Here is a 25927-nt window from a genome sequence, read left to right as displayed (position 1 = left end):
GAGCTAATCACTCGCTCGCTGGGCTCGCTCATCATCCGATCTTCCCCCATATGAACTCGTTGATGGCGCTTCCTGCGCGATGTGCCTTGCCTTCGAATTTGGTGATCGGCCTTTCGAAGCCGATGGGCGCGCTGTCGCGATGTTCCGCGCTGTGTCCACCCGTGGTCTCGTTCAAGCCGATGAGCTGCGGTTCCGCCGCGCCTACTTCGGCGATGAATTCCGCGTAGTCGGCGTGGTCGGTCGCGACGTGCAATACCCCGCCCGGCCGTAGGCGATTCGCGATCAGCGCCACCGTCGATGGCTGCAGCAGCCGCCGCTTGTGGTGTCTGGCCTTCGGCCATGGGTCGGGAAAGAAGACTCGTACGCCGGTGAGTGACTGCTCAGCAATCATATTTTCCAGCACGTCGACGGCATCACCGCGCAGCAGGCGGATGTTGTCGATGTGCTCGCGCTCGATGCGCTGCACCAGTTGGGCGAGGCCGGGCTGGTAGACCTCGATGCCGATCAGGTTCAAATGGGGTTCGGCCTGTGCCATCGCGGCGGTGGCGGTGCCTGTGCCACAACCGATCTCGATGACCAGCGGGGCCTCCCGCCCGAACCAGGCCGTGGCGTCCAATGGCTCGTCGGCCACATCGCGGCCGATGCGCGGCCAGGTGCGATCCCAGGATTGCTGCTGGGTCGCGGTTAGTGCGCCCCGGCGCGAGCGGAAGCTCGTTACTCGGGGGTACAGGCGGGAGCCCGAGCCCTTTCGGGATCCACCGTCCGCCGGAGCCGAAGCTGTGGACGGCGGTCCGGGAACTGACTCGGCAGTGTGGTTCGCGGCGTCGTTCACGCGGTCCATTGTCCAGCATCGGATGATCAGGGCGGCAATCGGCCGCTGGCGATTGCCTGTGGGTCGCTCGAAAGGGGCGGTTGGCGACCTGGTCGCATGGGTCAGCCGGCTGCTCGCGGCTGGCCCGCTCGCCCCGCTCAGGCGGCGCGTACGCGGCGGATTCGCTTCGTCGGCGCGGTCTCCTGACGCAGCGGCTTGCCCAGTGTCACTTTGAGCGCGGTCCCGAGCATCTCCAACAGCCCGCGCACCCCGGCGGGTGAGGCCGCGACCGACCACACCGTGCTGTCGCTCTTCTCGTGCACCGGCTGCCCGGCCAGTCGATCACTGAGCCAGTCCAGACTGATCGGGGTGGCCAGCGGAAGCAGCGAGAAGTGTTCGCTGAGCCGATCACGCACATAGGTGACCTGCGCACCGCCCCGCCGATACCGCTCGACCTGGCCGTCCACGCCATCCATATGAATGATCTGGTCGTGCACCGGCTGCACGATGAGCAGCGGACAGGTCGGGGTGGAGTGGCCGAGCCGCAGATCGGCGAGCATGGCCTGCAAATCGGGTGCGGCGAGCACCTCATCGAGCGGTCGGGTCAGATGGTGGCCGACATCTCTATTGATGAAGCCGAGTATCGCCGAGAGCGGTGTCGCCCGTGCGGCGCGTTCGATCAGCCGATGCCCCTCGGCATCGCAGTCGCTGTCGAATACCGCGGCCAGCGCCGGATACAACCGGCGCAGCGCCGCGACCACGATTGCGGGCAGTCCGGCGTAATGTCCGCCGTTCAGCCGGGTGAAGACCTGTCCGGGATCGCCGACCGGCGCACCGAGCACGGCGCCGACGATATCGATCTCCGGTGCGTAGGTCGGCGCCATCTCGACCAGCCAGGAACTGGCCATGCCACCACCGGAATAACCCCACACCCCGACCCGGGTGTCGGGCCGCAGACCGAGCGGGGCGAAGCGCAGTGCCGCGCGGATCCCGTCGAGTCCGCGGTAGCCGGGCTCGCGCGGCGCGCCGAAGTTCCCGTGCGGACCCTCGTGATCGGCGATGCTCACCGCCCAACCCCGGCGCAGGGCATTGGCCACCAGCATCCATTCGAACTGGGTGACCGAGCCGAGCGCATGGGAACCGCGACGCAATGCGTAGGACGGCGAACACCGTTCGGCGACCGCGTCCATGGCGGTCTGGAAGGCCAGCAGCGGGCGGTCCTCGTCCGGCTCGGCGTCCAGCGGCAACAGCACCGTGGTGATCGCCGCCTCCGGTGTGCCGTGCAGATCGCAGCTGCGGTAGAGCAGCTGCCATGCCGAGACCTGCTGCGGCACAAGGCCGAACAGTGCGAGTTCGACGCGGCGGCTGCGCAGGATGGTGCCGGGCGGACGGGACGCGAAGCCCTTCGGCGGCCGCAGGAACGGGTCGGCACTGGGTAGCAGTGGTTCACCATCGCCGGACGCATCCGGCTCGCCAGCACCGATGACATCGATGGCCACGGCAACCTCCTCATCAGACCTGCACGGAACGCGTTCCGTTCAGGTCGGCAGGCTAACCGACTCGCGGAGCCCCCTGGGGCCTCGCGTGGTTATGTAAGTTTTTTTCTTACGGACCGTCGTTCGTGCTGCGGGCTCGAAAAGTTAAGCCGCGCAGCGACTATGGTGCTGACCGTCAGGTCAGATTAGGTGACCGCGGGTATCTGTGGGAACCCCGAGGTAGGGGGCTTGCCGTCGCACTAGACTGCGCGCATGAGCAGACCGACTGTGTTCATTACCGGTGCGGCGGCGGGTATCGGCCGGGCCACGGCCGTACTTTTCGCTGCACAGGGGTACCACGTCGGCGCCTACGACATCGATGAGGTGGGCCTGACCAGGCTCGCCGCCGATATCCACGCCACCGACGGCAGCGTGCGGACCGGAGTGCTGGATGTGACGAACGACACGCACTGGACCGAACGTCTCGCCGAGTTCCACGCCGATGAGCAGCGGCTCGACATCCTCATCAATAACGCTGGCATCCTGCGTGCGGGTCCGTTCGAATCGATCGACCTCGCCACCCACCAGGCGATTGTCGATGTCAATCTCGGCGGGGTGATCGCGGGCACGCATGCGGCGTTCACCTATCTGCGCGATACGCCGGGTGCACAGGTGGTGAATCTGTGCTCGGCCTCGGCGATCTACGGTCAGCCCGAACTGGCCAGCTACGGCGCGACCAAATCGGCGGTCAAAAGCCTCACCGAGGCGCTGGATCTGGAATGGGAGCAGCACGATATCCGGGTGATCGCGGTGTGGCCGCTGTTCGTGTCGACCGCCATGGTGGACGGGGTGGAGACCGCCTCGACCAAATCGCTCGGTGTGCGCCTGACCGCCACCGATGTCGCGAACGGCATCTGGGATGCGACCCGCAAGCGCGGTCGGCTGCCGCGCGTGCACTACGAAATCGGTACGCAGGCAAAGGTACTGGCGACCGCCGCCAAATACGCGCCGAACTGGGCCGTGCGCACCGCGAATAAATACTTCAGCGGCAGCTGATCCTTTCGAGCCATCCGCGAGGGTGTGCCGACCCTTTCGAGCGACCTGCGAGCAGTCGCTGCGTCCGGCCGATACCTCGGCCCGAAGTCTGCAAGAATTGCGCACCGAAAAGGGGGTGTGCAGCTTTGCCGACAGCCACCGAATCCGACGGGCCCCGGATCCGACCGGGCGGACCTGCGCGGGAACTCGACCAACTCGACCACCTGCTCGCCACGCTGCGTTCGGGTGCGGATCCGCGGATCGTGGGCCAGGTGGGGGCCGCCATCGCGCGGTGGCGGCGGCCGCCACGAATTCAGGTGTCCGGCCGCGCGCACACCGGCCGGACCACCGTGCTGCATGCGCTCGCGCTGATGTCGGCGGTGGAAACCGCGCCGGTGGACGAGCCGGGAGTGGCCGATCCCGAACTCGACGCCGACATCATCGTCTACGTCCTCTCGGGCGCGCCGCAGCCCGCGGACCGGCGGATACTCGCCCAACTGCCGCCGGAGCGCACGGTCGCGGTATTGAACAAGGCCGATGCGATCGGATCCCGGTGGGGCGATGCGGTGGCCGCCGCCGAGCAGTACAGCGGCGGCCTCGGGACCGTCACACTGCCGGTGGTTGCCTCGCTGGCCGTGCGCACCAGGGCCGGTGCGCTGACCGAGGCCGATATGGTCACGCTGCGCCGCCTCGCCGAGACCGCGGATCCCGCGCTGACGCTCTCGCCCGATCTGTTCGTCGCGGCCTCGGCCGGACCCGATGTCGCCGAGCGCGAGGAGCTGCTGCAGCGCTGGGACCTCTACGGCATCACCTGTGCGCTCGCCGCGCTGCGCCGGGACCCCGATCTCGGCCCACACGCACTGCTGCAGACCATGCATGCGGCCAGCGGTATCGATCCGCTGCACCGCCTGCTGCACCGCCGCTACGAACAGCTCTCCGCGCTGCGCGGCGGCGAACTCCTCGACGAACTGACCCGGCTGGCCGCGCGTGCCGTCCCGGTCGACGGCGCCAACACCCGGGACGTGCTGGAGGACTACCTCTTCGGCGATGACGCCCGCTGGCTCGGCCTCTGCGCGGGTCTGGCCTATCCGGAGGTCGCCCACCTCGCCGCCGGATATCGCACACCGGCACCGGCCGACGCCGATGACGCCCTGGCCCGCGCTGCCCGCTGGCGTGCCGTGGTCTCCAGCGATATGTCACCCGCCGCCCGCCGCGCCGCCCTGCGCGTCCACAACGGCTATATCCGCCTATGGGAACGGATGAGCAGTGCCGGACTCTGAACAACCTGCCGCGGGTGCGCCCGCGGCAGTGACACCGCCCGACGCCAAAGATCCGATGCTGACACCGGAGGTCGAGGCGGTCGTCGCGCGATGGAATCCGCAGGGGACGGCGCTGTTGCGAGCGGTGCAGGGGACGGGGGTGGCCTCGGCGGTCACCCTGATCGGGCCCGATGACGCGAATACCAGCTTGTTGCGCACGGAGTTGGCGCGCTTCGAGCCGCAGATCGCATTGTCGGATCCGGTACCCGACGCCACTGCCGCGGTCGAAACCACCTCGCCGTCGGGCACCGCGCCATCGGCGGTCACACTCATTCTGTTGGACGCCGGTAGCGCCCTCGGCGCGGACACGCTCCACCTGGTGGACCGCCTGCGGGCCGACGGCACCCGAATCCTGCTCGCCATGAACGGCATTCACGCCTATCAGGACTGGCGGGCTGTGCATGCGCACAACCTCGAGCTGCTCCGCGCACAGGGCATCGCTGAGCTCGAGGTCGTGCCGGTTTCCGCTCGGCTCGCGGTGGCGGGCCGCACGGCGGGAGATGCGAGTCTGCTCGATCGCTCCGGACTCGGCGCACTGCACGCGGAACTGGCCGCCGCGACGGCGGGCACCGAATCCGACGACCGGGTCGCCGCCGTCACCGCACGGGTGCTGGCCGATACCCGCAGGCGGGTCGCGGAGCAGGTCGCGGTGCTGCGCTCGGGTGCGGCGCCGATCCAGTGGCGCGAGGAGCGCGCGGTCCTGCTCGCCGGGCGCGACGGCGGCCGGGCCACGGCCATGTCCAGCTTGCGCAGCCAGCTGCACCTGGCTCGGGTCGATCTGATGACCGACGTCGGGGCCAGGGTGCGGGCACTGCACACCGCCGCCCGCGGCGAACTCGATCGGCTGCGCCGCGCCGAATTCGGCGACTATCCGGAACGGCTGCAGCAGGCGGTCAACGAGCTGACCGCCGCGCTGGACGGAACCATCGACCAGCGGCTCACGGAACTCACCTCCCGACTGGGCGCGGCATCCGAACAGGACCGCGGTCTGCCACCGCGCTGGCGCGATCCGGCACCCCGCGTCGGCCCGGATCCGGAGCCGAGGCACCGGGGTGTCGAAGATCACCTCATGATCGCGCTCGGTGCGTCCGCCGGGGTCGGCATCGGACGTCTACTGGTCGCCCCGTTCTCGCTCGTGCAGGCGCTGGATTTCGCGACCGTTCCGGTGACACTGCTGCTCGGAGCGGGTGCGGCGGCCTGGGTGGTGCGTGCCCGCGGTCAGGTGGCCGATCGCGCCCATCTGCGTCAATGGGTCTCTGACGCATTGGTGAATGTGAAGGCCCAGTTGGAGCAGCGCGTGGCCACCGCGCTGGTGGAATCGGAGACCGCGCTATCGGATCGGGTAATGCGCGCGAGCACCGAGCGAATCGTCGAAATCGACCGTCAGGTGGCCGAATTGGAGGGCAAACTGCGCCGGGCCGCGGCGGAGCAACCCGGACAGCTTGCCGCCTGCGAACGTGATATTGCCATCCTCGATCGGTACAGAACATCTTTTGATTAGGTAATTAGTGGGTACTCCTGGGGGAACCCGATTCCGTACTGGCCGTCACATCGCGTTAACCTCTAGAGCAGGAACCTGGGCGTCCGCTTCGTCCTTGTACGCGGTCCAGCCATGGCGCGCTTTCGACTGGTCGTAGCGGGTGCCTTCCCGCCAACGGTGGCGCTCGGTGTGTTCGCGCTGGTCATGGGCCATACCGTAGCGACTGCTCGCAGGTCGCTCGAAATGGTCAGCCCAGGCGGCGACACCGAAGCCGCCCATCTCAGGAGAGATTTCATGACCTCAGCGACCATTCCTGGTCTTCGCGATTCCGACGGCAAGCAGCCGACCGAGCACAGCGAACTACTCGCCTGGGTACAGGACGTCGCAGAACTCACTCAGCCAGAGCGAGTGGTCTGGGCGGACGGTTCCGATGAGGAGTGGGATCGGCTGACCACCCAACTCGTCGCGGCGGGCACCTTCAAGAAGCTCAACGAGGAGAAGAAGCCGAACTCCTTCCTCGCCCTCTCCGATCCCTCCGATGTGGCGCGTGTCGAATCCCGCACCTACATCTGTTCCAAGACCGAGGCCGACGCGGGCCCCACCAACAACTGGGTCGACCCCACCGAGATGCGCGCCACCATGACCGAGCTGTTCCGCGGCTCGATGAAGGGCCGCACCATGTACGTGGTGCCGTTCTGCATGGGCCCGCTCGGTGCCGAGGACCCCAAGCTGGGTGTGGAGATCACCGACTCCGAATACGTCGTGGTGTCGATGCGCGTGATGACCCGGATGGGCACCGCCGCGCTGGAGAAGCTCGGCACCGATAAGCCGTTCGTGAGGGCGCTGCACTCCGTCGGCGCGCCGCTGGCCGACGGCCAGGCCGATGTGCCGTGGCCGTGCAACGACACCAAGTACATCACCCACTTCCCCGAGGACCGCGAGATCTGGAGCTACGGCTCCGGCTACGGCGGCAACGCGCTGCTCGGCAAGAAGTGCTACTCGCTGCGCATCGCCTCGGCCATGGCCCATGACGAGGGCTGGCTGGCCGAGCACATGCTGATCCTCAAGCTGATCTCCCCGGAGAACAAGGCGTACTACATCGCCGCGGCCTTTCCGAGCGCGTGCGGTAAGACCAACCTCGCGATGATCCAGCCGACGGTTCCCGGCTGGCGCGCGGAGACCCTCGGCGATGACATTGCCTGGATGCGTTTCGGCAAGGACGGCCGCCTGTACGCGGTGAACCCGGAGTTCGGGTTCTTCGGCGTCGCGCCGGGCACCAACCGCAGCTCCAACCCCAACGCCATGGCGACCGTCGAGGCGGGCAATACCGTCTACACCAATGTCGCGCTCACCGATAACGGCGATGTCTGGTGGGAGGGCCTGGAGGGCGAGCCCGATCACCTGATCGACTGGAAGGGCAACGACTGGTACCTGCGGGAGACCGAAACGCTTGCCGCGCACCCGAACTCGCGCTACTGCACGCCGATGTCGCAGTGCCCGATCCTGGCTCCGGAATGGGACGACCCGCAGGGCGTGCCGATTTCGGCGATCCTGTTCGGCGGCCGCCGCAAGACCACGGTCCCACTCGTGACCGAGTCCTTCGACTGGCAGCACGGCGTTTTCATGGGCGCCACCCTGTCGTCCGAGCAGACCGCCGCGGCCGAGGGCAAGGTCGGCACCGTGCGTCGCGACCCGATGGCCATGCTGCCGTTCATGGGCTACCACGTCGGTGACTACCTGAACCACTGGATCAATGTCGGCAAGAACGCGGATGCGAACAAGCTGCCGAAGATCTTCTACGTCAACTGGTTCCGGCGCGGTGGCGACGGCCGCTTCCTGTGGCCCGGATTCGGTGAGAACTCCCGCGTGCTGGAGTGGATCGTCGGCCGGATCGAGGGTTCGGCGCAGGCCGAGCCGACCGCGATCGGCAATGTGCCCACCGCCGCGCAGCTCGACCTCGAGGGTCTGAAGGTAGACCCCGCCGATGTCGACGAGGCGCTGGCCGTCGACGCCGGCGAGTGGCGTAAGGAGATCCCGCTCATCGAGGAGTGGTTCGAATTCGTCGGCGATAAGCTGCCCTCCGGAGTGCGCGACGAGTTCGAGGCGCTGAAGGAGCGCCTGGGCTGATAGCGCCCGGAAACTTATTCGCCCGCACCATTTTCCGAAATGGTGCGGGCGAATTCGTTTATTCAGCAGGTTATTCGGAGTACGGGGCCATCCGGACGAGTTGCAGAAAGCCGACACTGTTCAGCAGGGCGGCGCGGCCCTTCGGTACCGCCTCGGCCTCGGCCTTGAACGCGGCGATCAGATGCCGCTTGACCTGGTGGCGCGGATGGCGCTGCAACAGTTGCGCGACCCACTCCGGGTCCAGTTCCGGATAGCGCGCACCGATCACATCCACCGATGCGCCCGCCGATACGAATCCGCCGGGATCGCTCAGATCATCGGCAACGCCGGGGGTGATGTGCGCGGCGATCGCGGCCCCGATCGCCTGTGCGCGTTCCGGTTCCGCACCCTCGCGCACCGCGAAAGCCGCCGCCCGTTCGCCACCGGCCACCGCGAAACATCTTCCCGGGGTGGGGCTTTCGAGCTGCAGATCATGTAGCAGGCAGGCGACATAGACCAATTCGTCGTCGTAGCGAACACCGTCGAGTTCGGCGAGCACCCGGCCGAAGAAATAGGTGCGATATGAATGCTCGAGCATATGGATCGACAGCGATTCGCGGGCTTCGGTTTCCGCCGCCTTGGCGAGTTTCGAATCGGGCACGCGCAGTCCTGCGAACTCCAGGCGCCCGGTGCCATGTCTGCCGAGCATCCGTTTGAGCTGCGCGCCACCCAGTTTCGGCAGCGTGCGCCCGACCTCGACCGCCAGTTGCCGGTGCTGTGCGCCAGAGAGCGTCCCTCCGGTCCGCGTCGCCCATTCCCAATCGATGCCAGCAGGCGCACCCACGTCGTTCTCCTTCTCTCGAACGCTGCTCGCTGTTCAGTGAAGCGCCCTGGTCGATCGGCGACGAGTGGCGGATATGCCAGTAATGCTCGGATTCACGCCAATCCGAGGGCGGAAGCGTACTTTACCTGGTGCATCCGATTCTCCAATGGGCTGCAAGCCCGAACGACAGGAGCGGCAGCAGCCCGAACGACAGGTTGCCGAGTCGTACCGGGCTTTACCTAGCGGCCGAGTCGACTGCTCAACTGAAGTCGCTCACGTGGTCTCTTGCCCACTGCGCGAACGAATGCGCAGGGTGACCGGTGACCTCCTCGATAATGGTCGAGACCTGCGGTGCCGTGGTGAGTCCGGCCTCCCATCCGGCCAGGACGGCATCGACGCCGATCGATGGCATGGTCCTGCCGAGTTCCGCGCGCGCCTGTTCGACGGGGATCACCTCGAGGCTGATCTCGCGGCCGATGGCCGCACCGATGTGCTGGACCTGTTCGCGCAGGGTCAGTGCCTCCGGGCCCCATACGGGATAGGCGTGGCCTTCGTGCCCCGGTTCGGTCAGCGCGGTCACCGCGAGCGCGGCCAGATCCTTCTCGTGGATGGGTGCCGTGCGGGCGTCGGCATAGGGCATCCGGACGACGCCTTCGTCGCGAATGGACCGCTGCCACCACCACAGTGCGTTGGTGGCGAACATGCCGGGTCGGATGAATGTCCAGTCCAAGGCGGACTTTTCGATGGCGGACTCGATGACGGCGTGCATCCGGGCAATCGGGTTGTCCGCGGCACCGGCCAGCACAACGGCCCCGGACGACAGAAATACCACATGCCGCACTCCGGCGGATTCGGCCGCCGCGACGAAACCGTCGATGCCGTCGGGTTTGGCATAGAGGAATACCCGCTCCGCGCCTTCGAGTGCGGCGGGCAGCGTCTCCGGGTGTTCGAGATCGGCCGCGACGACCTGCGCGTGCGGCGGGAAGTCCGCGGTGGCGGGTTCCCTGCTCGTCAGACGGACCTGCTCGCCCAGTGAAATCAGTCCCGCCGCGACGTGCCGGCCGACATTGCCCCTGGCTCCGAAAATTACTGTGACCATGGCGGCAGCGTAGGCCGATGAACTTACTTCTAGAAAGGACATACCTTCAGGTAAGCTCCGGAAATGACGGTACGTTCGCAGGTTCGGCACCCTGCCTGGCGGGACATGAGTGACGCATTCAACAGTGATTGCCCGGCCCGCGAGGTGCTCGACCACATCACGAGCCGCTGGGGCATGCTGATCCTGACCGCCCTCGGCAATGGGCGGCTGCGGTTTTCGGAGTTGAACGCCATGATCGGCGGGATCAGCGAGAAGATGCTGTCACAAACGCTGCGCACGCTGGTGCGGGACGGCCTGATCGCGCGCACCGTCGAGCCGACCACCCCGCCCCGCGTCAGCTACGAACTGACCGCACTCGGTCAGGGCCTCACCGAGTCCCTGCAACAGTTCCTGGGTTGGATCCGCGAGAACACCGTCGAGGTCATGGCCGCCCAGAGCCGCCACGACCGCCAAAGCGCCAGCGCCCCGCCCAGATAGCTTGCTGCCCCACCCCCCTCCGACTGCTCGCCGAGCGTAGTTATACGGCGATCGAATATGCCCGGGCAACCACCATCCGACTACCTTCGACTGTCCCTTGGAGCTAGGGGCGATACGGCATGGACGGGGCAGTGGTCTCGCGAATTCGGTTCTGTCGGAGTAACTTTCGTGGTTGCCGAGCCGTATTGCGATGAGCGGCCACACCCGCAGGTTCTGTGTTGACCACTGTGCAAGCGCCGCATAGCAGCCAGCGTGCACCCCGTGGTTGCTGACCGGATGCCCGCCTTGGTCGCCAGGGCGTGGCGCCGCCGCGGTGGCGGTGGCGACCCGGATTTCGCTGCCCACCATGCGGGCGACCAGCGCAAACGCCGGGGCATTGCCTACCTCACCGAACTCCGCACCGCTGCAGGCCGATTCGACGCCGAGGGGCTGGCAGGTACGGCGCAAGGGCGTCTGGCGGGAATAGCGGCAATACTCGGATTCGTGCCAGACTGAGGGGGTGAAGCAGGTTGTTGCGTTGGCGCTGGACGGGGTCATGACCTATGACCTGGCGTGTGCGGTGCAGGCGTTTCGGCACGGACCGGGTAAGACCGGTGAACCGGTGGGGTTCGAGATGCGGACCTGCGGGGTGCGGCCGGGGGCGGTGTGGACGCCGAATGGTTTCGGGCTCGAGGTGGACGACGGACTCGAGGCGCTCGAGAGCGCCGATATCGTGGTGGTGCCGGGGATCGGATTGCCCACCTGGCCGCCGCCCGAGGAGGTGCTGGATGCGCTGCGGGCCGCCGCGGCCCGGGGCGCGACAATGGTCAGCATCTGCACCGGCGCATTCATTTTGGCGCGGGCCGGTCTGCTGGACGGACGCCCTGCCACCACCCACTGGGCGTATTGCGATGAATTCGCCGAGCTGTTCCCGGCGGTCAAGCTCGACCCCGCAGCGCTGTATGTGGACGACGGCGATGTGCTCACCTCGGCCGGTCTGTCCGCGGGGATGGATCTGTGCCTGCACATCGTGCGCCGCGAACTCGGTGCGGGCGCGGCAGCGGAGCTGGCTCGCTGGAATGTGACGCCGCCGCACCGCGAGGGCGGCCAGGCGCAGTACATTCCGGATGCCCTGGGCGGCAATGACTTCCCCGGCACGCTTGCCGCCACCATGGCCTGGGCGGTGGCGAATCCGGCACAGGCACCGGATGTTTCGGCGCTCGCCGGGCATGCGCTGATGAGTGAGCGCACCTTCATTCGCCGCTTCAAGGCCGAGGTCGGCAGCACGCCGCGGCGTTGGCTGGAGGCGCAGCGGACGGTGCGCGCTCGGGAATTGCTGGAGACCACCGAACTGCCCGTCGAAGTCGTTGCGGCGCAGTCCGGGTTCGGCAGCATCACGGCCCTGCGGGTGCATCTTCGCGCGGCCACCGGAACGACGCCCGCCGGATACCGCCGCTCGCTGCGCCGCTGCCCTCCCCCTCCGACTGCTCGCCGAGCATAGTCATCCGGCGGTCGAATGCGGCCTTGGTGACCACCATTCGACGACCTGGCCCCAGGGCGGGAGGCGGCAGGCGCTAGCTGGATGCGGCGCTAGCGCGGGCGGGCGATCGTTGGTGCGTGCGCGCACTTGCGGTGCTGCGACCGGGCAGTGTTCCAGATCACAGGACCTGGGGGCGCGGGTGCGCTACCGTGGATTTGCCCGAACAGTGCTTTGGGGTCGATGCCAGGCATGCGGTGTGTGCCAGGCACTGGCTTATGCTTTGGGAGTACTCCGTCTCATAATCGACCAGTCCGATTGCTTGACGTTAACTGCGTGACTTGAGATCGACTGAACTACTTCCCTTTTCGACTCGTGAACCCGCGTCGTCGCGGCCAATGATGAGATCGACGCGCGAGAGGTGGTTGGAGCAATGACCGATCTGGACATCGGCCCATTTGTAACGCCCCAGGTAGCCGGAATCGAGCCGCCGACGGCGAGCACGCCGCTGCAGCGCGCCGCTGGCCGGTTGCAGGCGGCGCTGCCGCCCGGCTGGCGCGTCGAAATCATCGACGCGCCCCGTGCACGTGGCACCCAGAGTGCACTGGGTAGCCATCGTCGCCAGCCCGTTCTCCGGGTGGTCATGCCGGAGTAGTAATTACCCCGTCCACCCCAGCGGCATCAGCAGCGACTTCTGCTCGCAGAAGGCGTCCAGACCCTCCGGTCCGTTCTCCCGGCCGAGGCCGGAGGTCTTGTACCCGCCGAACGGGGAGCCGGGATCGAACGCGTACCAGTTGATCGCGTAGGTGCCGGTGCGCACCCGCGCCGCGATCTCCGCACCGTGCTCGATATCGGTGGTCCAGACCGAACCGGCCAGGCCATAGACGGAGTCGTTCGCGATGGCCACCGCCTCGTCCTCGGTCTCGTAGGGGATGACCGAGAGGACCGGGCCGAAGATCTCTTCCTGTGCGATCGTCGACTTATTGTCGACATCGGCGAAAATGGTCGGCTCGACGAACCAGCCGCGATCCACATCCGCCGGCCGGCCGCCGCCGAGCACCAGCCGCGCGCCCTCCTCCTTGCCTTTGGCGATGTAACCCTCGACGCGATCGCGCTGACGTTCGGAGATCAGTGGGCCGAAGGTGGTCGCCGGGTCGGTGGGATCGCCGGTCTTCAGCGTCTTCACGTGTTCGACCAGCGCGTCCAGGATTTCGTCGTAGCGGCTGCGCGGCGCGAGGATGCGGGTCTGCGCGACACAGCCCTGGCCGCTGTTCATCAGGCCGGAGAAGGCGAGCACCGGAATGTTGGCGGCGATATCCATATCGGGCAACAGGATTGCCGCAGATTTGCCACCGAGTTCGAGCGATACGCTCTTGAGCTGACCGGTCGCAATCGCGCCGATCTTGCGGCCGACCGCGGTGCTGCCGGTGAAGGTGATCTTGTCGACCCCCGGATGGGAGACGAGGTACTCGGCGGCGTCGGCCTCGGCGGGCAGGATCGACAGCACACCCTCGGGCAGGCCGGCGTCGGTGAAGATGTCGGCGATCTTATTGGCGGTCAACGGGGTCAGCGGCGCGGGCTTGAGCACGATCGTGCACCCGGCGAGCAAGGCGGGCGCGAGCTTATTGGCCGCGAGGAAAAGCGGCACGTTCCAGGCGGTAATGGCCGCGACGACACCGCGCGGCTCCCGCGAGACCCGCGAGGTGCCGAACATGCCGGTGCGGGTTTCGTTCCAGGGGAAGGACTTTGCCAGTCCGGCATACGAGTCGAGCGCGGCCACCGCCGGAATCTGGTTGAGCGTCATGGCGATCATCTGCGGTGCGCCCATCTCCGCGGTGAGCGTGGCGAGCAGGTCGGCCGAACGCTCCTCGATCAGGCGCGCGGCACGCGACAGGACCTGGGCACGCTCCTCGGGCGGGGTGGACGGCCACGGACCGTTGTCGAAGGCGTGCCTGGCGGCGGCGACGGCCGCATCGACGTCGGCGCGACCCACCACCGGGACGCTGCCCACCGTCTCGACCGTCGCGGGTGAGATGACCTGGAGGCGCTCGGTGGAGGCTGGCGCGGTCCAGCGGCCGCCGATGAACAAGCTGTCGTAATGCATGAGAACACGTTACAGTTTTGCCGCCCGATTGTCTGTAACCTGTTTCAGTTTTCTGTTCGAACAGCATTCTGAACAGGGCGAATTCCAACCTGTCGGTTCGCTTTTCAGAGAACGCACTATTGCGTTCTGTTGCTGCAAGGGTCATGCTTTAGCAACAGTTCAGCTCGCTCGATTCGTTACGCAATTGGGGAGTCCGAGTCATGGCGGTGCAAGTAATCGGCCGGTCGCTGATGACCAGTGATCAGACCGAGCATCAGGCTAAAAGTGTTGGCGCGGGCGGGTGGGTGGTCTCCTTCCTGCCGGGCCGGACGCTGACCATCGAGCAGGCAACAGCAGCAATGCAGGCCGCCGAGGCAGTGGCGGTCGTCGGACTGCTAGCCGATCAAGTCGGACTAACCACGCTGGAGACGGTCGGCCTGGCGATTCAGGAATCGCCTTGGGCGGCAACGGCCAACGCATGCGGGCGCAGGAGCTGGCGACGGGGCTGGCTGGAGAAGTAGTCGCACCCTACTTGGTTGCCACTACCACCAGATTGCTCACCAATACCTCTCGCAGTATCGGTACCCGAACCACCCACCACGCCCAGCGCGGGTGGTAGCGCGGGAAGACAGTGCGCACATCGGCGGAAGTGCTTGCCGCCCAACGCAACCCATCGGTGGCGCCGACCGCGAACAGCGATTTGCCGAAGCGATTCTTCGGTTCCCGGCCGGTCTTGCGGCGGTACCGGCGCGCGGCGTACTCCCCACCGAGGTAGTGCCACGGACCGGTTTCGTGACCGCCGAATGGGCCGTGCCACACCGTGTACGACAACACGATCAAACCGCCGGGGCGGGTTACCCGCACCATCTCATCGGCCATGACCCATGGGTGCGGCACGTGCTCGGCGACATTCGAGGAGAAGCAGATATCCACGGCGTTGTCGCGGAACGGCAGTGCCATGCCCGAGCCGCGCACCGCGCCGGGCACCGACAGTCCCGCGGCATGCATCTCCGACGGATCGGGCTCGACCGGGATATAGCGCGCACCGGTCTTGACGAATTCGTCGGCGAAGTAGCCGGGGCCGCCGCCCACATCGAGGATCGTCGCGCCGTCGAGCCCCTTTCCGGTGATATCGGCATAGAAATCGCCGATCAGCGCGGCGCTGTCGGCGGCAATGCCGCCGTAGAAGACTGCCGGATCGGTCTGCTCGAACCGGAAACTGCCGAGCAGCCGCAGCGACCGGCGCAATGTCGCGCGCCGCGCGAACCGGGACAGCGACGGCCCGGTGCGCCGTGGGGCGTGCGCCGCCACGGCCTCGGCTGGTTCGGTTTCAGCTCTCGGCACGGCGCAGAGTCTCGCACAGAGCTGATATGCCGCTGCCGTCCCGGCTGCCCGGGGTGGGAATTCCGCATCGCACGGCGGGTCGATGCGGTGCGAGCTGGTTGGACGGGTGCGCGGGTTAGGGTGTACGGCGATATCCGTCGTCCCGGCCGGGACCCGTCGACCGAGAGAAGCTCCACCGTGCGCGAAGTCCTCCTGCTGTGCTGGCGTGACACCGGGCACCCGCAGGGCGGCGGCAGCGAGCGGTACCTGGAGCAGGTCGGGGCCCAACTCGCCGCCCGCGGGGTCAAGGTCACCCTGCGCACCGCCCGCTATCCGGGTGCGCCGAAACGGGAGCGGATCGACGGCATCGAGATCAGCCGGGCGGGCGGTCGATTCTCGGTCTATCCGCGCGCGCTGATCGCGATCGCTCTCGGTCGCCTCGGTATCGGGCCGCTGCGCGGGCTGCGCCCGGATGCGGTGATCGACACCCAGAACGGCATTCCCTTCTTCGCTGGCATCGCTGCCGATGCGCCGTCGGTGGTGCTTGTGCATCACGGACATCGGGAGCAGTGGCCGGTCGCCGGACGTTTCGTCGGGCGCATCGGCTGGTGGATCGAATCGCGGCTCTCGCCCCGCGTGCATCGGAACAATCAGTACCTGACCGTTTCGCTGCCCTCGGCCGAGGAACTGGCCACGCTCGGCGTGGACGGGTCGCGGATCGCGGTGGTCCGCAATGGCGCCGAACCTGTTCCCACCGACGCGCCGACCGGCTGTGCGGAGACCCGCACGGATGATCCGCGCATTGTGGTGCTGTCGCGACTGGTGCCGCACAAGCAGATCGAAGACGCGCTGAATGTCGTGGCCCGATTGCGGCAGCGGATCCCCGGCCTGCGGCTGGATGTGATCGGCGACGGCTGGTGGGCGGACAACCTGAAGGCCGACGCCCGCGACCTCGGCATCGCCGATGCGGTCACCTTCCACGGCCACGTCGATGAGCGGCGTAAACACGAACTGCTCGCCCGCGCCTGGGTGCATCTGCTGCCCTCGCGCAAAGAGGGCTGGGGACTCGCGGTGATCGAGGCGGCCCAGCACGGTGTGCCGACCATCGGCTACCGCAGTTCGCGCGGACTCACCGATTCCATTGTCGACGGTGTGACCGGAGTGCTCGTCGACGATATCGGCCAGCTCGGCGACTCCGTCGGCGAACTGCTCGACGACACCCAGGCGCGTGCCGTGATGGGCGAGAAGGCGCGTGCCCGTGCGCGTGAATTCTCCTGGGAGCAAACGGGAAACGGTGTTTACGAGGTACTCGCGGCGGCGGCCCGAGGTGAGTACACCGCGGGGCTCATGCCGCCCGGACCCTGATCAGCTGCGGTCCACGATCGCGGCGATCGGACCGGCGCGGACGAATTCCGATCGGCCCTCGACTTCGATGGGCGTGCTAGCGGCCGGAATATCGACGAATCGGTCCTGGTACGCGATCTCGGTGATCGTGACGGTGCCCAGGGTGCGCAGTGTGATCACCCTGTTCGGCGAACAAGGTGGCGTTGTGGCGGCGGCGGAATTCCGCTGCGCCATAGGCAGATACAGATTTGTCACAACCAGATAGTTGTGTGTAAGCGTTTTCAGGCAGGAGGGCGCAATAGTGCGGCCAGTAGCAGTCCACCGATCAGCAGTGCGGCCCAAATGAGGTGGGCGGCATAGGCGATCACCCGCAGGGTGGTGTGTGATTCGGCGGGCCGGTCGGTGCTGCCGGGGACTCGGTACAGTGCGAGTTCGGAGTCGGTGTAGACCGTCGTCAATTGGGCGAGTGTCGCTTTCGACTCGCCGAGTGGTCCGGGAGTGGTGCGCTCGACCAGGACCCAGCCGACACCGAGGTCCGCCAGCTGCCGCGCCGAACCTCCGTGCAGCAGTACGGATTCCACTTCCCGGGCGCTGGCGCCTTCACCGGCGACCGTCCGGCCGTGCACCGGGAGTTCGCCGGTCTGCAGCACGTCACGCGGCAGCATGCGAGGGGCCGGATCCAATACCGGCACTTTGCCGCTGTACGGAAATTTCCGGAACATGCCTCCGGGCAGCACCGCGATATCGCCCGGGCCATCGATCCGGTTGGCGACTTGCTGCCAGCTCACCGGATAGTGCACCGGACGCAGTTGATTGCCAACGCCCCAGGCGAGATCGAACAGCGGCAGTACGAGCAGTGCGATGAATAGCGCTGCGGTCAGCGACATTGCGGTCGTTCGTGAGTTGCGGGCGGGCGGTTCGGTCGACGCGGCTGTGGTGAACCACCCGGCAGCGGTCCGGCACCCGGCCGCGGCGCACAGCGCGTAGGCGGGCATTGCCAGTGCCACGTACTTCTGCGTGTCACGCAGCAGCCCGGTGCCGGGCACATTGGCGACGAGCCATTCCATGGCGCTCATGCCCCACGCTGTCGCGCCCAAGGCGGGGAGTACGACCGCGGCGGCGGCCAGCATCAGTAGGACGCGGCGAATACGGATGCTCGCGCGATCGATCGCGGTGGACTCGGCCCCCAGTTTTGTCGAATGGGCAATGGCTGCATCGGATTCGACATGGGCGGTGCGGCCGGTCGGGACTGTGGTGCCGGGTTCGATATCGGTGGGGGCTGCGGAACGGGTTCGGGTGTTGTCGCTCGTTGCGGTCCTACCAGTGGTGTTCGGCTTGGGTGCGGCGGGTGTCGAGTGAGTCGTGGAGGTGGCGGCTGTGGGGCGGGGCGGGAAAGTGCCGGTCGCGGATGTCTTCTTGGTCCAAGCAGCGCGGATGCCGGTTGCCACGAGGATCAGGAGGAGGGCGGTGCCGATCAGGGCGAGTGCGGTGGTGCGGGAGTGCGGGACCGAATCGGCGTTCCAGATGCCGCCGAGTCCGGCCAGGCTGCCGAGCGTGCCGAGGGCGGGTTCGGCGCGGGCGGCGAAGGCGGCGATTCCGGCTGGGTCGGAGGGTTCGGAGCCTGCGCCGGACAGTGCCGTCGCGGTCAACCACGGCGCGGATGCGACCAGCAGCAGTGCGAGTGTTCCGAGGAGGTTTCGCCGTCCGATCAGGACGACAGCGGTACCGCCCGCGAGCAGCGCGCCGGTCGGGGTGAGTCCTGCGGCGGCGAAGCATGCGGCCAGTGCGGCCCATGAGGCTGCCGTACTTCCTGTCGTCTTGGTGGCACGGTGGAATCGCGGGCGGCGATCAGCAGCTTGTGCTGGACTGCGATTCTGAGGTGCCGCAGTAGCGGTCGAATCGGCGCGGTCGGTGGCGGTCGAAGCGATGCGCCGATCCACACCAGACTCGTCGAACGCGTGGAATGCGGCATCCGGCGCGTTGCGCTGGCGAATTCGGTATGCGGCCAGCGCGGTCCACGGCAGCGCGGCATAGCCCGTCAGCAGACTCCAATGGCCCTGCAGCAGACGTTCGGCCACATACGGATTCCACAGAGCGACGGTGACCGCGACCAGTTGCGGTCCGGTCGATACCCGGAGCAATTCGCGGGCCAGCACCGCCGCGCCATATCCGGCCGCCCACAGCGCGACGACCAGGATCGCTTTGACGATCAGTCCGCCATCGATGATCGATGACAGCGCCGCGAGCAGCGCGTCCTGCGGCACCGCGCGCGGGGCCGCGGCACCGAGCCCCAGCGCCGAATCCGTCGGATAGGAGCGCGGCGTACTCACTGCATCGCGCAGCAGCAGATAGCCCGGTCCGAGCAGTGGACCGGCAATGAGCAGCGATAACCCCCCGCTGTACCCGGCCGGTGCGAATCGCACCCACCGTGCGCGCCCAGCCGGCCAGTCACTCACGCGTGCACCCTACGTCCCGAATGCGAACCCACCAGCCCCGGGCCATACCCACCCGCGCCCCCGGGCCATGCCCACCCGCGGCCCCGGGCCATGCCCACCCGCGGCCCCGGGCCTACGCCGTATCCGAATGCGTTTCGCCGCCCGAATTCTCGCACCCGAGAAACCCGGGGCCCGCGCGGGCGAATCTGCGCGTCCCCTGGACGGATGATCACCATGCGCTCATGCAGGTAAACGTCGAGAGCAGCCTGCATCAGCGCATTCTCGACGAATGCGTGATCGCATTGGGGGGTGTGGGTCGGTCGGGGGGTGTGGACTGGGCTTGTTGGGATGGGTGTATAGGGCTCGGGGGGTGGGTGGGACGATTGCGGCGTGCCTGCCGTCCGTCGTCTACCCGTTGTCGCGGATCTGACGTTGGTGACGGCTGGCGCGATGACGGCGAATGTGGCGGGGTATCTGCTGCAGATGCTGGCCAGCCGGTGGTTGGGGGTCAGCGGGTACAGCGAATTCGCGAGTCTGCTCGCGGTGCAGTTGTTGTGCGCGGTGCCCGCGCTGGCATTGCAGAATGTGGTCGCGCGGGAATTGGTGCGGGGCGCGAGCGTCTCGGCGCTGCGTCGGTTGCAGTGGCGGTGTGCGGTAATCGTCGCGGTTGTCGCCGCGGTGCTGGTTCCGCTGGTGACCGCGGTGCTGAATGTCGGCGTGGTCGCCTGCGCCGCCGCACTCGGCGCGGCCCCCGCCCTGGTGCTGCTATCCGGCGAACAGGGCATCCTGCAGGGCGGCAGACGCTTTCGCGCATTGGCGATAGTCCTCGGCACGGCCGGAATCGCACGCGTAGCTCCCGCCCTGGTAGTCCTTGCACTGGGCGGCTCCGCCGCGCCCGCCCTCTGGGCCGCCGCCCTCGGCATTACCGCCGCCGCCGCATTCGCCCGCTACACCGCATCCACACCCCCTCGCACCAGCCCCACAGCCGATGCGGAAACGGAACCGTCCCCCCGCGATGGGTCCGAAGCACCGGGATATGGGGTCGGCGGTTCCGGCGATGTGACGCGCGGGGTACCGACACAGGGAGTTGGCCACGATGGATCGACACGTGCGGTCCGCTCCGAAGGCGTGCGTGGCGCCAATCGGTGGGTGGCGCGGTTATGGGCCTGGGGTGTATCCGGCGCCTCGGACGGGGGAGCGCAAGCGGTTGGGGTAGTGCCGGTGTTGCGGGCGGCGCAGGCGCAGGCGGCATTGATGGCGTTGTCGTCAGCGGATTTGATTGTTGCGCGAATTGTGTTGGCGGAGGCGGATGCGAGTCGGTATGCGCTCGGGGCGATTGCCACGAAGATCGCGTTCTGGCTGCCGCAGGCGGTGGGGGTGGTGTTGTATCCGCGGATGGCGCAGCCGACGCATTCGGCGCGGGCGATCCGGGATGCGCTCGCCGTGCTGTCCGGCATCGGGATCGTTGCGGTAGTGGGTGCGGCGGTGACGGCACCGCTGGCGCCCCTGTTCGCGGGACAGGACTATGCGCCGATCCAGGGCATGCTGTGGCTGTTCGCACTGCAGGGTGCCATCCTGGCGGTGCTCCAGGGCGCACTGCTCTCGGCGATCGCGGTAGACCGGACCTCCCTTGCCGCACTGACGTGGCTCGGCCTCGCGGTCGAGCTGGTCCTGATGGCCTCCTTCGCCCGCTCGGTCCCCGCCCTGATCACCACTGCCGTCGCCGTCGCTGCCGCCACCACGATCCTGGTCGCGGCCATCGTCCTGCGAACCGCCGAACGCTCCCCATCACCCGCCTGACCGCAGGTTCGCTAGCGATCGCCTGCTCGGGTGCGGCGGTTCGTCGGCGGTCGGGTGGCTGGGTGGCGATTGTCCGTTCGGGTGAGTGGTTCGTCGATGATCGGCTGCTCGGGTGCGGCGGTTCGTCGGCGGTCGCGTGGCTGGCGACTATCTGTTCGGGTGAGCGGGTTCGTTGAAGACCACCTGCCTGAGCACACCGGCTCACGATCACCTGCCTGAGCGCACCGGCTCACGATCACCTGCCTGAGCGCACCGGCTTGCTGACGTTCCCTCGCGTGGGTGCGCCGTTCGGCGATGACTGCCTGTCTGGTGTGCTGTTTCACCAACGATCGCTGCGTGGGCATATCGGTTCGCCTGTGGTTGTCTGAGCGGTCGGTTCGCTGGTGATCTCCTGCTGGGCGCACCGGCTCGCGATCACCCACCCGACCGCACCGGCTCGCGATCACCCACCCGACCGCACCGGCTCGCCTACGATCACCAGCATGATCACCGCTGTGCACACACTGGTCTATGCGGAGGATCCGGATGCGGCTCGCGCGTTCTTCCGCGACGTTCTCGGCTGGCCGAATGTGGACGCCCATGGTGGGTGGCTGATTTTCGGAACCGGGCCGAGCGAACTCGGGGTACACCCCGCCGATGGCCCACCGCGCCACGAGATTTCGCTGATATGCGATGACATCGAGCAGACCATGGCGGAATTGGCCGGGCGTGGAGCGCGATTCGAGGGCGACATTGCCGAGCGGAGATTCGGGCGCTGCGTCGACATGAAGATCCCGGGCGCGGGGCTGATGCTGCTGTACCAGCCGTCGCATCCCGTCGCGTATCCCTCGAGTTCGTCCGCCACCTGATCGAACTGCCCCCAAAACGAACTCGGCTCCCAGGCGTAATGCCGGGGAGCCGAGTATCGGAACTGCCGTCAGAGATTCTTCTGGATCCTGAACTGCTGGGTAGGAGCGTCATCCCCGCCCCGGCCCGGACCACCGCGCCGACCAACGCTGGCACCGGCGGATCCACCGCGGATCCCCAGGATCGCACCGCCGACCAGGGCGGCGACACCGAGCACGCCGAGCACGATCGGCATGATCCGGCCGTACAGCGACAGCTTGTCGATGTTCTCCTTGGCGACCGAGAGCTGCGATTCGATGGTGTTCTCATCGAAGACGAGGTGCGACTTCAGCGCGGTGACGTCGGGGTGGTCGGCGCTGCGTGCGTAGAACAGGTTGAGCTGCTCGCCGCCCTTGACCACGGTGCCGGTCTTCGGCTCGACCCACAGGTCGCGGGTGTTGGTGTAGTAGCGGGTCATGGTGACCGGCTCGTCACCTTCGAGGCCCCACTTCGCGGCGGGCAGGCTCAGCCGATTGGTCGGCGCCTGGACCACGTCCCACAGGTTGGTCGCCGGGACCGACATCTGGAAGTGGTAGACCTTCGTGCTGTTGATCTCGGTCTCTTCGATGAACTTGGCGTCGAAGGTCTTGCGCACGTTGAGATCGAAGTACGGGTAGGTCTTCTTCTCGGTGCCGATCGGGAAGCGGTACTGCAGGCCGGTGTGCTGCACCGGGTCGGCGATGCTCTGTAGGTCCTTGTTCACCGTGACGGCAATGGAGCCGTTGGGCTCCTTGGCCACCGGCTCGCCGGACTTGCGGTCGATGGTGACCCGGTCGATGGTCGCGGTCAGCAGGCCGGTGTCGCCCTGCTTATCGATGCGCCGCAGCGTCTGACCGGCCTGGACGGTCATCTCGGTGGCGTCGGAGGGGTCCTCGACGGTGAGGAACCGCTGCGAGACCAACGGCACATTGGTGTCGACCTTGGCCGCGCCCTCGGGTGCGGTGAGCGACTTGGCGTCCAGGACGAGGCTGTCCTCGCCGGGCTGGTTCGTCGCAATCGTGGTGATCTCGAGGTCGAGGGGAGTTTTTGCCAGTTTGCTGACGGTGTAGGTCGGGATCATCACCGCGGCGACGATCAACAACGCGCCCAGACCCACGAGCAGGCAGGCCACCGTCCTTCTGGTTCCGGCACTCAGTGCCATGCAAACTCTCCTCGTCGTAGAACACGGGTCTGTGCGGCAAGTACTGCGGGCGCGCCGCGGCACTCGTGAGCCCCGACACTAACAGTCCGTTGTCGTACTATGCGGTGTCGAGGCCGGATTCGACCCAGAAATCGCCAGAGTCTAACGCGAAATCTGAAACGTTGGGTTACCAGCCGGTAGGTACGACTGCTTGCAGGTCGCTCGAACGGACCTGCAGACTGGAGTCCGATGACCGCTACCCCTCCCACACCGACCGAAGCCGCGCCCGCTCGCACGCGGGGTTTCGTGCCTGCCCTGGAAGGTATGCGTGGCATGGCCGCGCTGGGTGTGCTGCTGACCCACGTCGCGTTCCAGACCGGCGCCGCGAATACGCCGGTGCTGGGCCGGATCTGGGAACGGTTCGATATGGCGGTCGCGGTGTTCTTCGCGCTGTCGGGCTTCCTGCTGTGGCGTCCGCATGCCGCGAAGGCGCGCGGGTTGGGGACCGCGCCCTCGGTCGGCTACTACCTGCGGCACCGAGCGGCGCGCATTCTGCCCGCGTACTGGGTTGTGGTGGCCGCGGTTCTGATCTTGGTTCCGAGTGCGGCCGGCACTGCTGGCCTGCGCGTATGGGTTTCGAATCTGGCCCTGACGCAGGTCTTCGTGCCGCTGACGCTGACCGATGGACTCACCCAGATGTGGAGTCTGTCCGTCGAGGTGGCCTTCTATCTGGTGCTGCCCGTGCTGGCCTTCGCGGTGGTGCGGCTGCGCGGCGACGCCGCCCGCTGGCGCATACCCGCGATCCTCGCGCTGGCGGCGATCAGCCTGAGTTGGAATTTCATTCCGGTACCGACGCCCGACGCCATTCACGCCGACAATTGGCTGCCCGGATATCTGCCGTGGTTCGCGGTGGGCATGCTGCTGGCCGAGCTCATTGACAATAGGGATCAGCTATCACCACGGCTGCGGTTGCTCGCCAATCAACCGGTGATGTGGACCGTCGCGCTGATCGCCTTCCTGCTCTCCGCCACCGATCTCGGCGGCCCCGCCGGGTTGACCCGCGCCGAGCCGTGGCAGTACGCGGCCAAGATGGGCTTCGGCGCCATTATCGGATTCGCCCTGCTCGCCCCACTGGTACTGCGCCCGCCCGGCGCCCGCCCCCATCGCTGGCTGGAATCCCCGGTCGCCGCAACCATCGGCCGCTGGTCCTACGGCATCTTCCTCTGGCACCTCGCAGTCCTATCCGTGGTCTTCCCGGTCTTCGGAATCCTCCCCTTCAGCGGCGATTTCAAAGAAGTCCTCATCCTGACCATCGCACTAACCCTCCCGATCGCCGCCGCCAGCTACGCCCTCATAGAAGAACCAGCCCGCCGCTTCGCCCGAGACCGCGACCACGCCAAAGCCGCTGCCTCCCACCCATCCACCGCCGACGCCGCTACAGCAAATCCGCTCGGCGAGCCCCCAGCGCCCGCCCTCACCTCGATACCCCCCCAGCCCACGACCACCACGAAAGTCACTGCCCTCCCCAAAGGACCGCCCCCCAAGCCCCTCCCCTGAACCTCCACGCCCGTCGAGAATGCGCTCATGCAGGGGCGCTCTCGGTGTTTGCCTGCGTCAGCGCATGGTGATCGCTTGTCCAGTTGGGGGAAATGGCGCGGTGGGCGGGCGTGTCGCGCCACATGGCGAGTTCGTCGAGTTGGGCTTTGTGTTGCGAGATCGGGCTGCCGGACTAGGTGGCAGCAGAATGTGGCCCGCGGGATCCGGGCGACTGCGGCGGGCCAGGTAGCTGCGCACCTCGCCCCTCCGAGATCGCCCGGCCGTCGAGGATGCGCTCATGCAGGGGCACTCTCGGTGTTTGCACTGCATCAAAGCACGGTGATCGTTTGTCCATCTGGGGCGACGTTGCGGCCGGGTGGTTGGCGGGCTGGGGAGTTGTGGACCCGGCGGTTGGTGAGGTCGGATGGCTGCGAGGTCTGGTGGCTGCGAGGTCTGGTGGTGTGGGGGCGGTCAGCTCTCGAGTTGGCGGCGGATGTCGAGTAGGTGGTGGCGGAGTTCGTGCAGGGTGTGTAGGGCGAGCCAGTGGAGGGGGCGCTCTTGGCGGTCCGGGAAGTTGTAGATGACTGTGCGGTTCCAGTCCGGGGGTGTCAGGCGGTCGAGGACGTTGGCGAAGAGTAGGGCCGCATCGGCGAGTTGGCGGGCGACATCGGATGGCTGCTGGTCGTTGTAGCCGTCGTGTTCGACGCGTTCGTCGCGACCCATCGGCTGGAGCGCCGGTGCGTCGGCGCGGCGGGCGAGCAGCACGCGTTCCCGTTGTGCGAGTAGGACATCCCGCACATGGCAGGCGTACTCCAGTGGCGACCACACCTCGGGTGCAGGTCGGCGCCGAAGTCGCTGTTCATCCTGACCGAGCAGTGTCGCGTACTCCACCGCGTGCACCCTGGCCAGCGTCGACACCTCGGGAACCAACGCGGGTTCGTAGTCGAATCCGCACTCCACGCACGCCGTCACGCATCCGACGCTAGCAGTGCGCGGAGGGTTTTCCGGCGTCCGCGAACGGTCTTTGCGTCATGTCGGGAGCCCGGCTGACGGCGATAACGGCCAGCTGCGCGCGCAGTTGGACCCACAGCGACCTGCCCATGTATCCGCCCTGCGGCGCGCCACGGTCCGGGCTGCCGCAGCGGTGCCGAGGCCAGCAACGGCAGCATGGGCTCAGGGGCGCGGGAGCATGGCTGATGCCGTCGGCGATCGCAGCTAGGAGTGCGGGTAGTTGCACATCCAGGGAGCTGTTTGTGTGTTCGTTGTATCCGTCTGTGGTGCGTCGTGGTCGGGTGGGGTGGACCGCGGTGGTGGCGAGGT

At 67.3% G+C, this 25927-nt stretch carries 24 protein-coding genes; 13 read left to right on the top strand and 11 right to left on the bottom strand.

The window, feature by feature from the left end; genetic code table 11:
- Positions 1 to 31 precede the first annotated feature (31 nt).
- Together trmB and ACWEO2_RS25600 are read right to left on the bottom strand one after the other, a co-directional pair.
- Positions 32 to 841 (bottom strand): tRNA (guanosine(46)-N7)-methyltransferase TrmB, encoded by an 810-nt coding sequence (trmB, locus tag ACWEO2_RS25605; protein ID WP_452407627.1) that lies wholly within the window; start codon positions 839 to 841, stop codon positions 32 to 34.
- A 128-nt stretch (positions 842 to 969) separates the two neighbouring features.
- Positions 970 to 2310, bottom strand: coding sequence for a lipase family protein (locus ACWEO2_RS25600; RefSeq protein WP_452407626.1), 1341 nt, complete (start codon positions 2308 to 2310; stop codon positions 970 to 972).
- Positions 2311 to 2559: 249 nt separating this feature from the next.
- On the opposite strand from ACWEO2_RS25600, the gene ACWEO2_RS25595 reads away from it, so the two are divergent.
- The 3 genes from ACWEO2_RS25595 (at position 2560) to ACWEO2_RS25585 (ending at position 6141) form a co-directional block, all read left to right on the top strand.
- Complete coding sequence (locus ACWEO2_RS25595; protein WP_452407625.1) at positions 2560 to 3342, top strand: SDR family oxidoreductase; 783 nt, start codon at positions 2560 to 2562, stop codon at positions 3340 to 3342.
- A gap of 125 nt (positions 3343 to 3467) precedes the next feature.
- Complete coding sequence (locus ACWEO2_RS25590) at positions 3468 to 4601, top strand: hypothetical protein (RefSeq protein ID WP_452407624.1); 1134 nt, start codon at positions 3468 to 3470, stop codon at positions 4599 to 4601.
- Positions 4588 to 6141 (top strand): hypothetical protein, encoded by a 1554-nt coding sequence (locus ACWEO2_RS25585; RefSeq protein ID WP_452407623.1) that lies wholly within the window; start codon positions 4588 to 4590, stop codon positions 6139 to 6141. Before ACWEO2_RS25590 ends, ACWEO2_RS25585 begins: the two co-directional genes overlap by 14 nt.
- Positions 6142 to 6186: 45 nt before the next feature.
- Here ACWEO2_RS25585 and ACWEO2_RS25580 read toward each other — a convergent pair whose 3' ends face one another.
- A complete protein-coding gene (locus ACWEO2_RS25580) occupies positions 6187 to 6399 on the bottom strand; it encodes a hypothetical protein (RefSeq protein WP_355183147.1) in 213 nt (70 codons plus the stop codon).
- A 15-nt stretch (positions 6400 to 6414) separates the two neighbouring features.
- On the opposite strand from ACWEO2_RS25580, the gene ACWEO2_RS25575 reads away from it, so the two are divergent.
- Positions 6415 to 8247, top strand: coding sequence for a phosphoenolpyruvate carboxykinase (GTP) (locus ACWEO2_RS25575; protein WP_452407622.1), 1833 nt, complete (start codon positions 6415 to 6417; stop codon positions 8245 to 8247).
- Between the two features lie 70 nt (positions 8248 to 8317).
- On the opposite strand, the gene ACWEO2_RS25570 is transcribed toward ACWEO2_RS25575, so the two are convergent.
- Positions 8318 to 9070, bottom strand: coding sequence for an HD domain-containing protein (locus tag ACWEO2_RS25570; protein ID WP_452407621.1), 753 nt, complete (start codon positions 9068 to 9070; stop codon positions 8318 to 8320).
- A 238-nt stretch (positions 9071 to 9308) separates the two neighbouring features.
- Positions 9309 to 10148 carry an NAD(P)H-binding protein gene (locus tag ACWEO2_RS25565; protein ID WP_452407620.1) on the bottom strand — a complete coding sequence of 280 codons (840 nt, stop codon included), beginning with the start codon at positions 10146 to 10148 and terminating at the stop codon, positions 9309 to 9311.
- 105 nt (positions 10149 to 10253) lie between these two features.
- Between ACWEO2_RS25565 and ACWEO2_RS25560 the strand changes: the two genes are divergently transcribed.
- The 4 genes from ACWEO2_RS25560 to ACWEO2_RS25545 all read left to right on the top strand — a co-directional run bounded on the left by ACWEO2_RS25560 (position 10254) and on the right by ACWEO2_RS25545 (position 12736).
- Entirely contained in the window at positions 10254 to 10625 is a 372-nt protein-coding gene (locus tag ACWEO2_RS25560) for a winged helix-turn-helix transcriptional regulator (protein WP_452407619.1), read from the top strand.
- Positions 10626 to 10886: 261 nt separating this feature from the next.
- Positions 10887 to 11120 (top strand): hypothetical protein, encoded by a 234-nt coding sequence (locus tag ACWEO2_RS25555; RefSeq protein ID WP_452407618.1) that lies wholly within the window; start codon positions 10887 to 10889, stop codon positions 11118 to 11120.
- Positions 11121 to 11124: 4 nt separating this feature from the next.
- A complete protein-coding gene (locus ACWEO2_RS25550; protein ID WP_452407617.1) occupies positions 11125 to 12105 on the top strand; it encodes a GlxA family transcriptional regulator in 981 nt (326 codons plus the stop codon).
- 409 nt (positions 12106 to 12514) lie between these two features.
- Complete coding sequence (locus ACWEO2_RS25545) at positions 12515 to 12736, top strand: hypothetical protein (protein WP_452407616.1); 222 nt, start codon at positions 12515 to 12517, stop codon at positions 12734 to 12736.
- Positions 12737 to 12739: 3 nt separating this feature from the next.
- Here the strand turns inward: ACWEO2_RS25545 and ACWEO2_RS25540 are convergent, their stop codons facing one another.
- Positions 12740 to 14185: an aldehyde dehydrogenase gene (locus ACWEO2_RS25540; RefSeq protein WP_355183131.1), complete on the bottom strand. Its 1446-nt coding sequence runs from the start codon at positions 14183 to 14185 to the stop codon at positions 12740 to 12742.
- Positions 14186 to 14385: 200 nt separating this feature from the next.
- Between ACWEO2_RS25540 and ACWEO2_RS25535 the strand changes: the two genes are divergently transcribed.
- A complete protein-coding gene (locus tag ACWEO2_RS25535; protein WP_354956578.1) occupies positions 14386 to 14685 on the top strand; it encodes a hypothetical protein in 300 nt (99 codons plus the stop codon).
- Positions 14686 to 14692: 7 nt separating this feature from the next.
- Here the strand turns inward: ACWEO2_RS25535 and ACWEO2_RS25530 are convergent, their stop codons facing one another.
- The gene (locus tag ACWEO2_RS25530; RefSeq protein ID WP_452407615.1) at positions 14693 to 15508 is read right to left on the bottom strand and encodes a class I SAM-dependent methyltransferase; all 816 of its coding nucleotides are present in this window, start codon (positions 15506 to 15508) and stop codon (positions 14693 to 14695) included.
- A gap of 177 nt (positions 15509 to 15685) precedes the next feature.
- Here ACWEO2_RS25530 and ACWEO2_RS25525 point away from each other — a divergent pair, with 177 nt between their 5' ends.
- Positions 15686 to 16852, top strand: coding sequence for a glycosyltransferase family 4 protein (locus tag ACWEO2_RS25525; RefSeq protein ID WP_452407614.1), 1167 nt, complete (start codon positions 15686 to 15688; stop codon positions 16850 to 16852).
- Here the strand turns inward: ACWEO2_RS25525 and ACWEO2_RS25520 are convergent, their stop codons facing one another.
- Positions 16853 to 17086, bottom strand: coding sequence for a hypothetical protein (locus tag ACWEO2_RS25520; protein ID WP_452407613.1), 234 nt, complete (start codon positions 17084 to 17086; stop codon positions 16853 to 16855). It lies immediately after the preceding gene.
- A 26-nt stretch (positions 17087 to 17112) separates the two neighbouring features.
- The gene (locus tag ACWEO2_RS25515) at positions 17113 to 19287 is read right to left on the bottom strand and encodes a hypothetical protein (protein ID WP_452407612.1); all 2175 of its coding nucleotides are present in this window, start codon (positions 19285 to 19287) and stop codon (positions 17113 to 17115) included.
- A 369-nt stretch (positions 19288 to 19656) separates the two neighbouring features.
- Here ACWEO2_RS25515 and ACWEO2_RS25510 point away from each other — a divergent pair, with 369 nt between their 5' ends.
- The gene (locus tag ACWEO2_RS25510) at positions 19657 to 21066 is read left to right on the top strand and encodes a polysaccharide biosynthesis protein (RefSeq protein WP_452407611.1); all 1410 of its coding nucleotides are present in this window, start codon (positions 19657 to 19659) and stop codon (positions 21064 to 21066) included.
- A 482-nt stretch (positions 21067 to 21548) separates the two neighbouring features.
- Positions 21549 to 21914 (top strand): VOC family protein, encoded by a 366-nt coding sequence (locus ACWEO2_RS25505; RefSeq protein ID WP_452407610.1) that lies wholly within the window; start codon positions 21549 to 21551, stop codon positions 21912 to 21914.
- A gap of 68 nt (positions 21915 to 21982) precedes the next feature.
- Here the strand turns inward: ACWEO2_RS25505 and ACWEO2_RS25500 are convergent, their stop codons facing one another.
- On the bottom strand, positions 21983 to 23092 hold the full coding sequence (locus tag ACWEO2_RS25500; protein WP_452407609.1) for a DUF3068 domain-containing protein: 1110 nt from the start codon (positions 23090 to 23092) through the stop codon (positions 21983 to 21985).
- Between the two features lie 228 nt (positions 23093 to 23320).
- Between ACWEO2_RS25500 and ACWEO2_RS25495 the strand changes: the two genes are divergently transcribed.
- Positions 23321 to 24628 carry an acyltransferase family protein gene (locus ACWEO2_RS25495; RefSeq protein ID WP_452407608.1) on the top strand — a complete coding sequence of 436 codons (1308 nt, stop codon included), beginning with the start codon at positions 23321 to 23323 and terminating at the stop codon, positions 24626 to 24628.
- A gap of 450 nt (positions 24629 to 25078) precedes the next feature.
- On the opposite strand, the gene ACWEO2_RS25490 is transcribed toward ACWEO2_RS25495, so the two are convergent.
- Positions 25079 to 25579 (bottom strand): DinB family protein, encoded by a 501-nt coding sequence (locus ACWEO2_RS25490; protein ID WP_452407607.1) that lies wholly within the window; start codon positions 25577 to 25579, stop codon positions 25079 to 25081.
- Between the last annotated feature and the right edge of the window lie 348 nt (positions 25580 to 25927).

It is taken from the genome of Nocardia sp. NPDC004278 (assembly GCF_053602975.1).
This window is presented reverse-complemented; position numbering and strand designations above follow the sequence as displayed.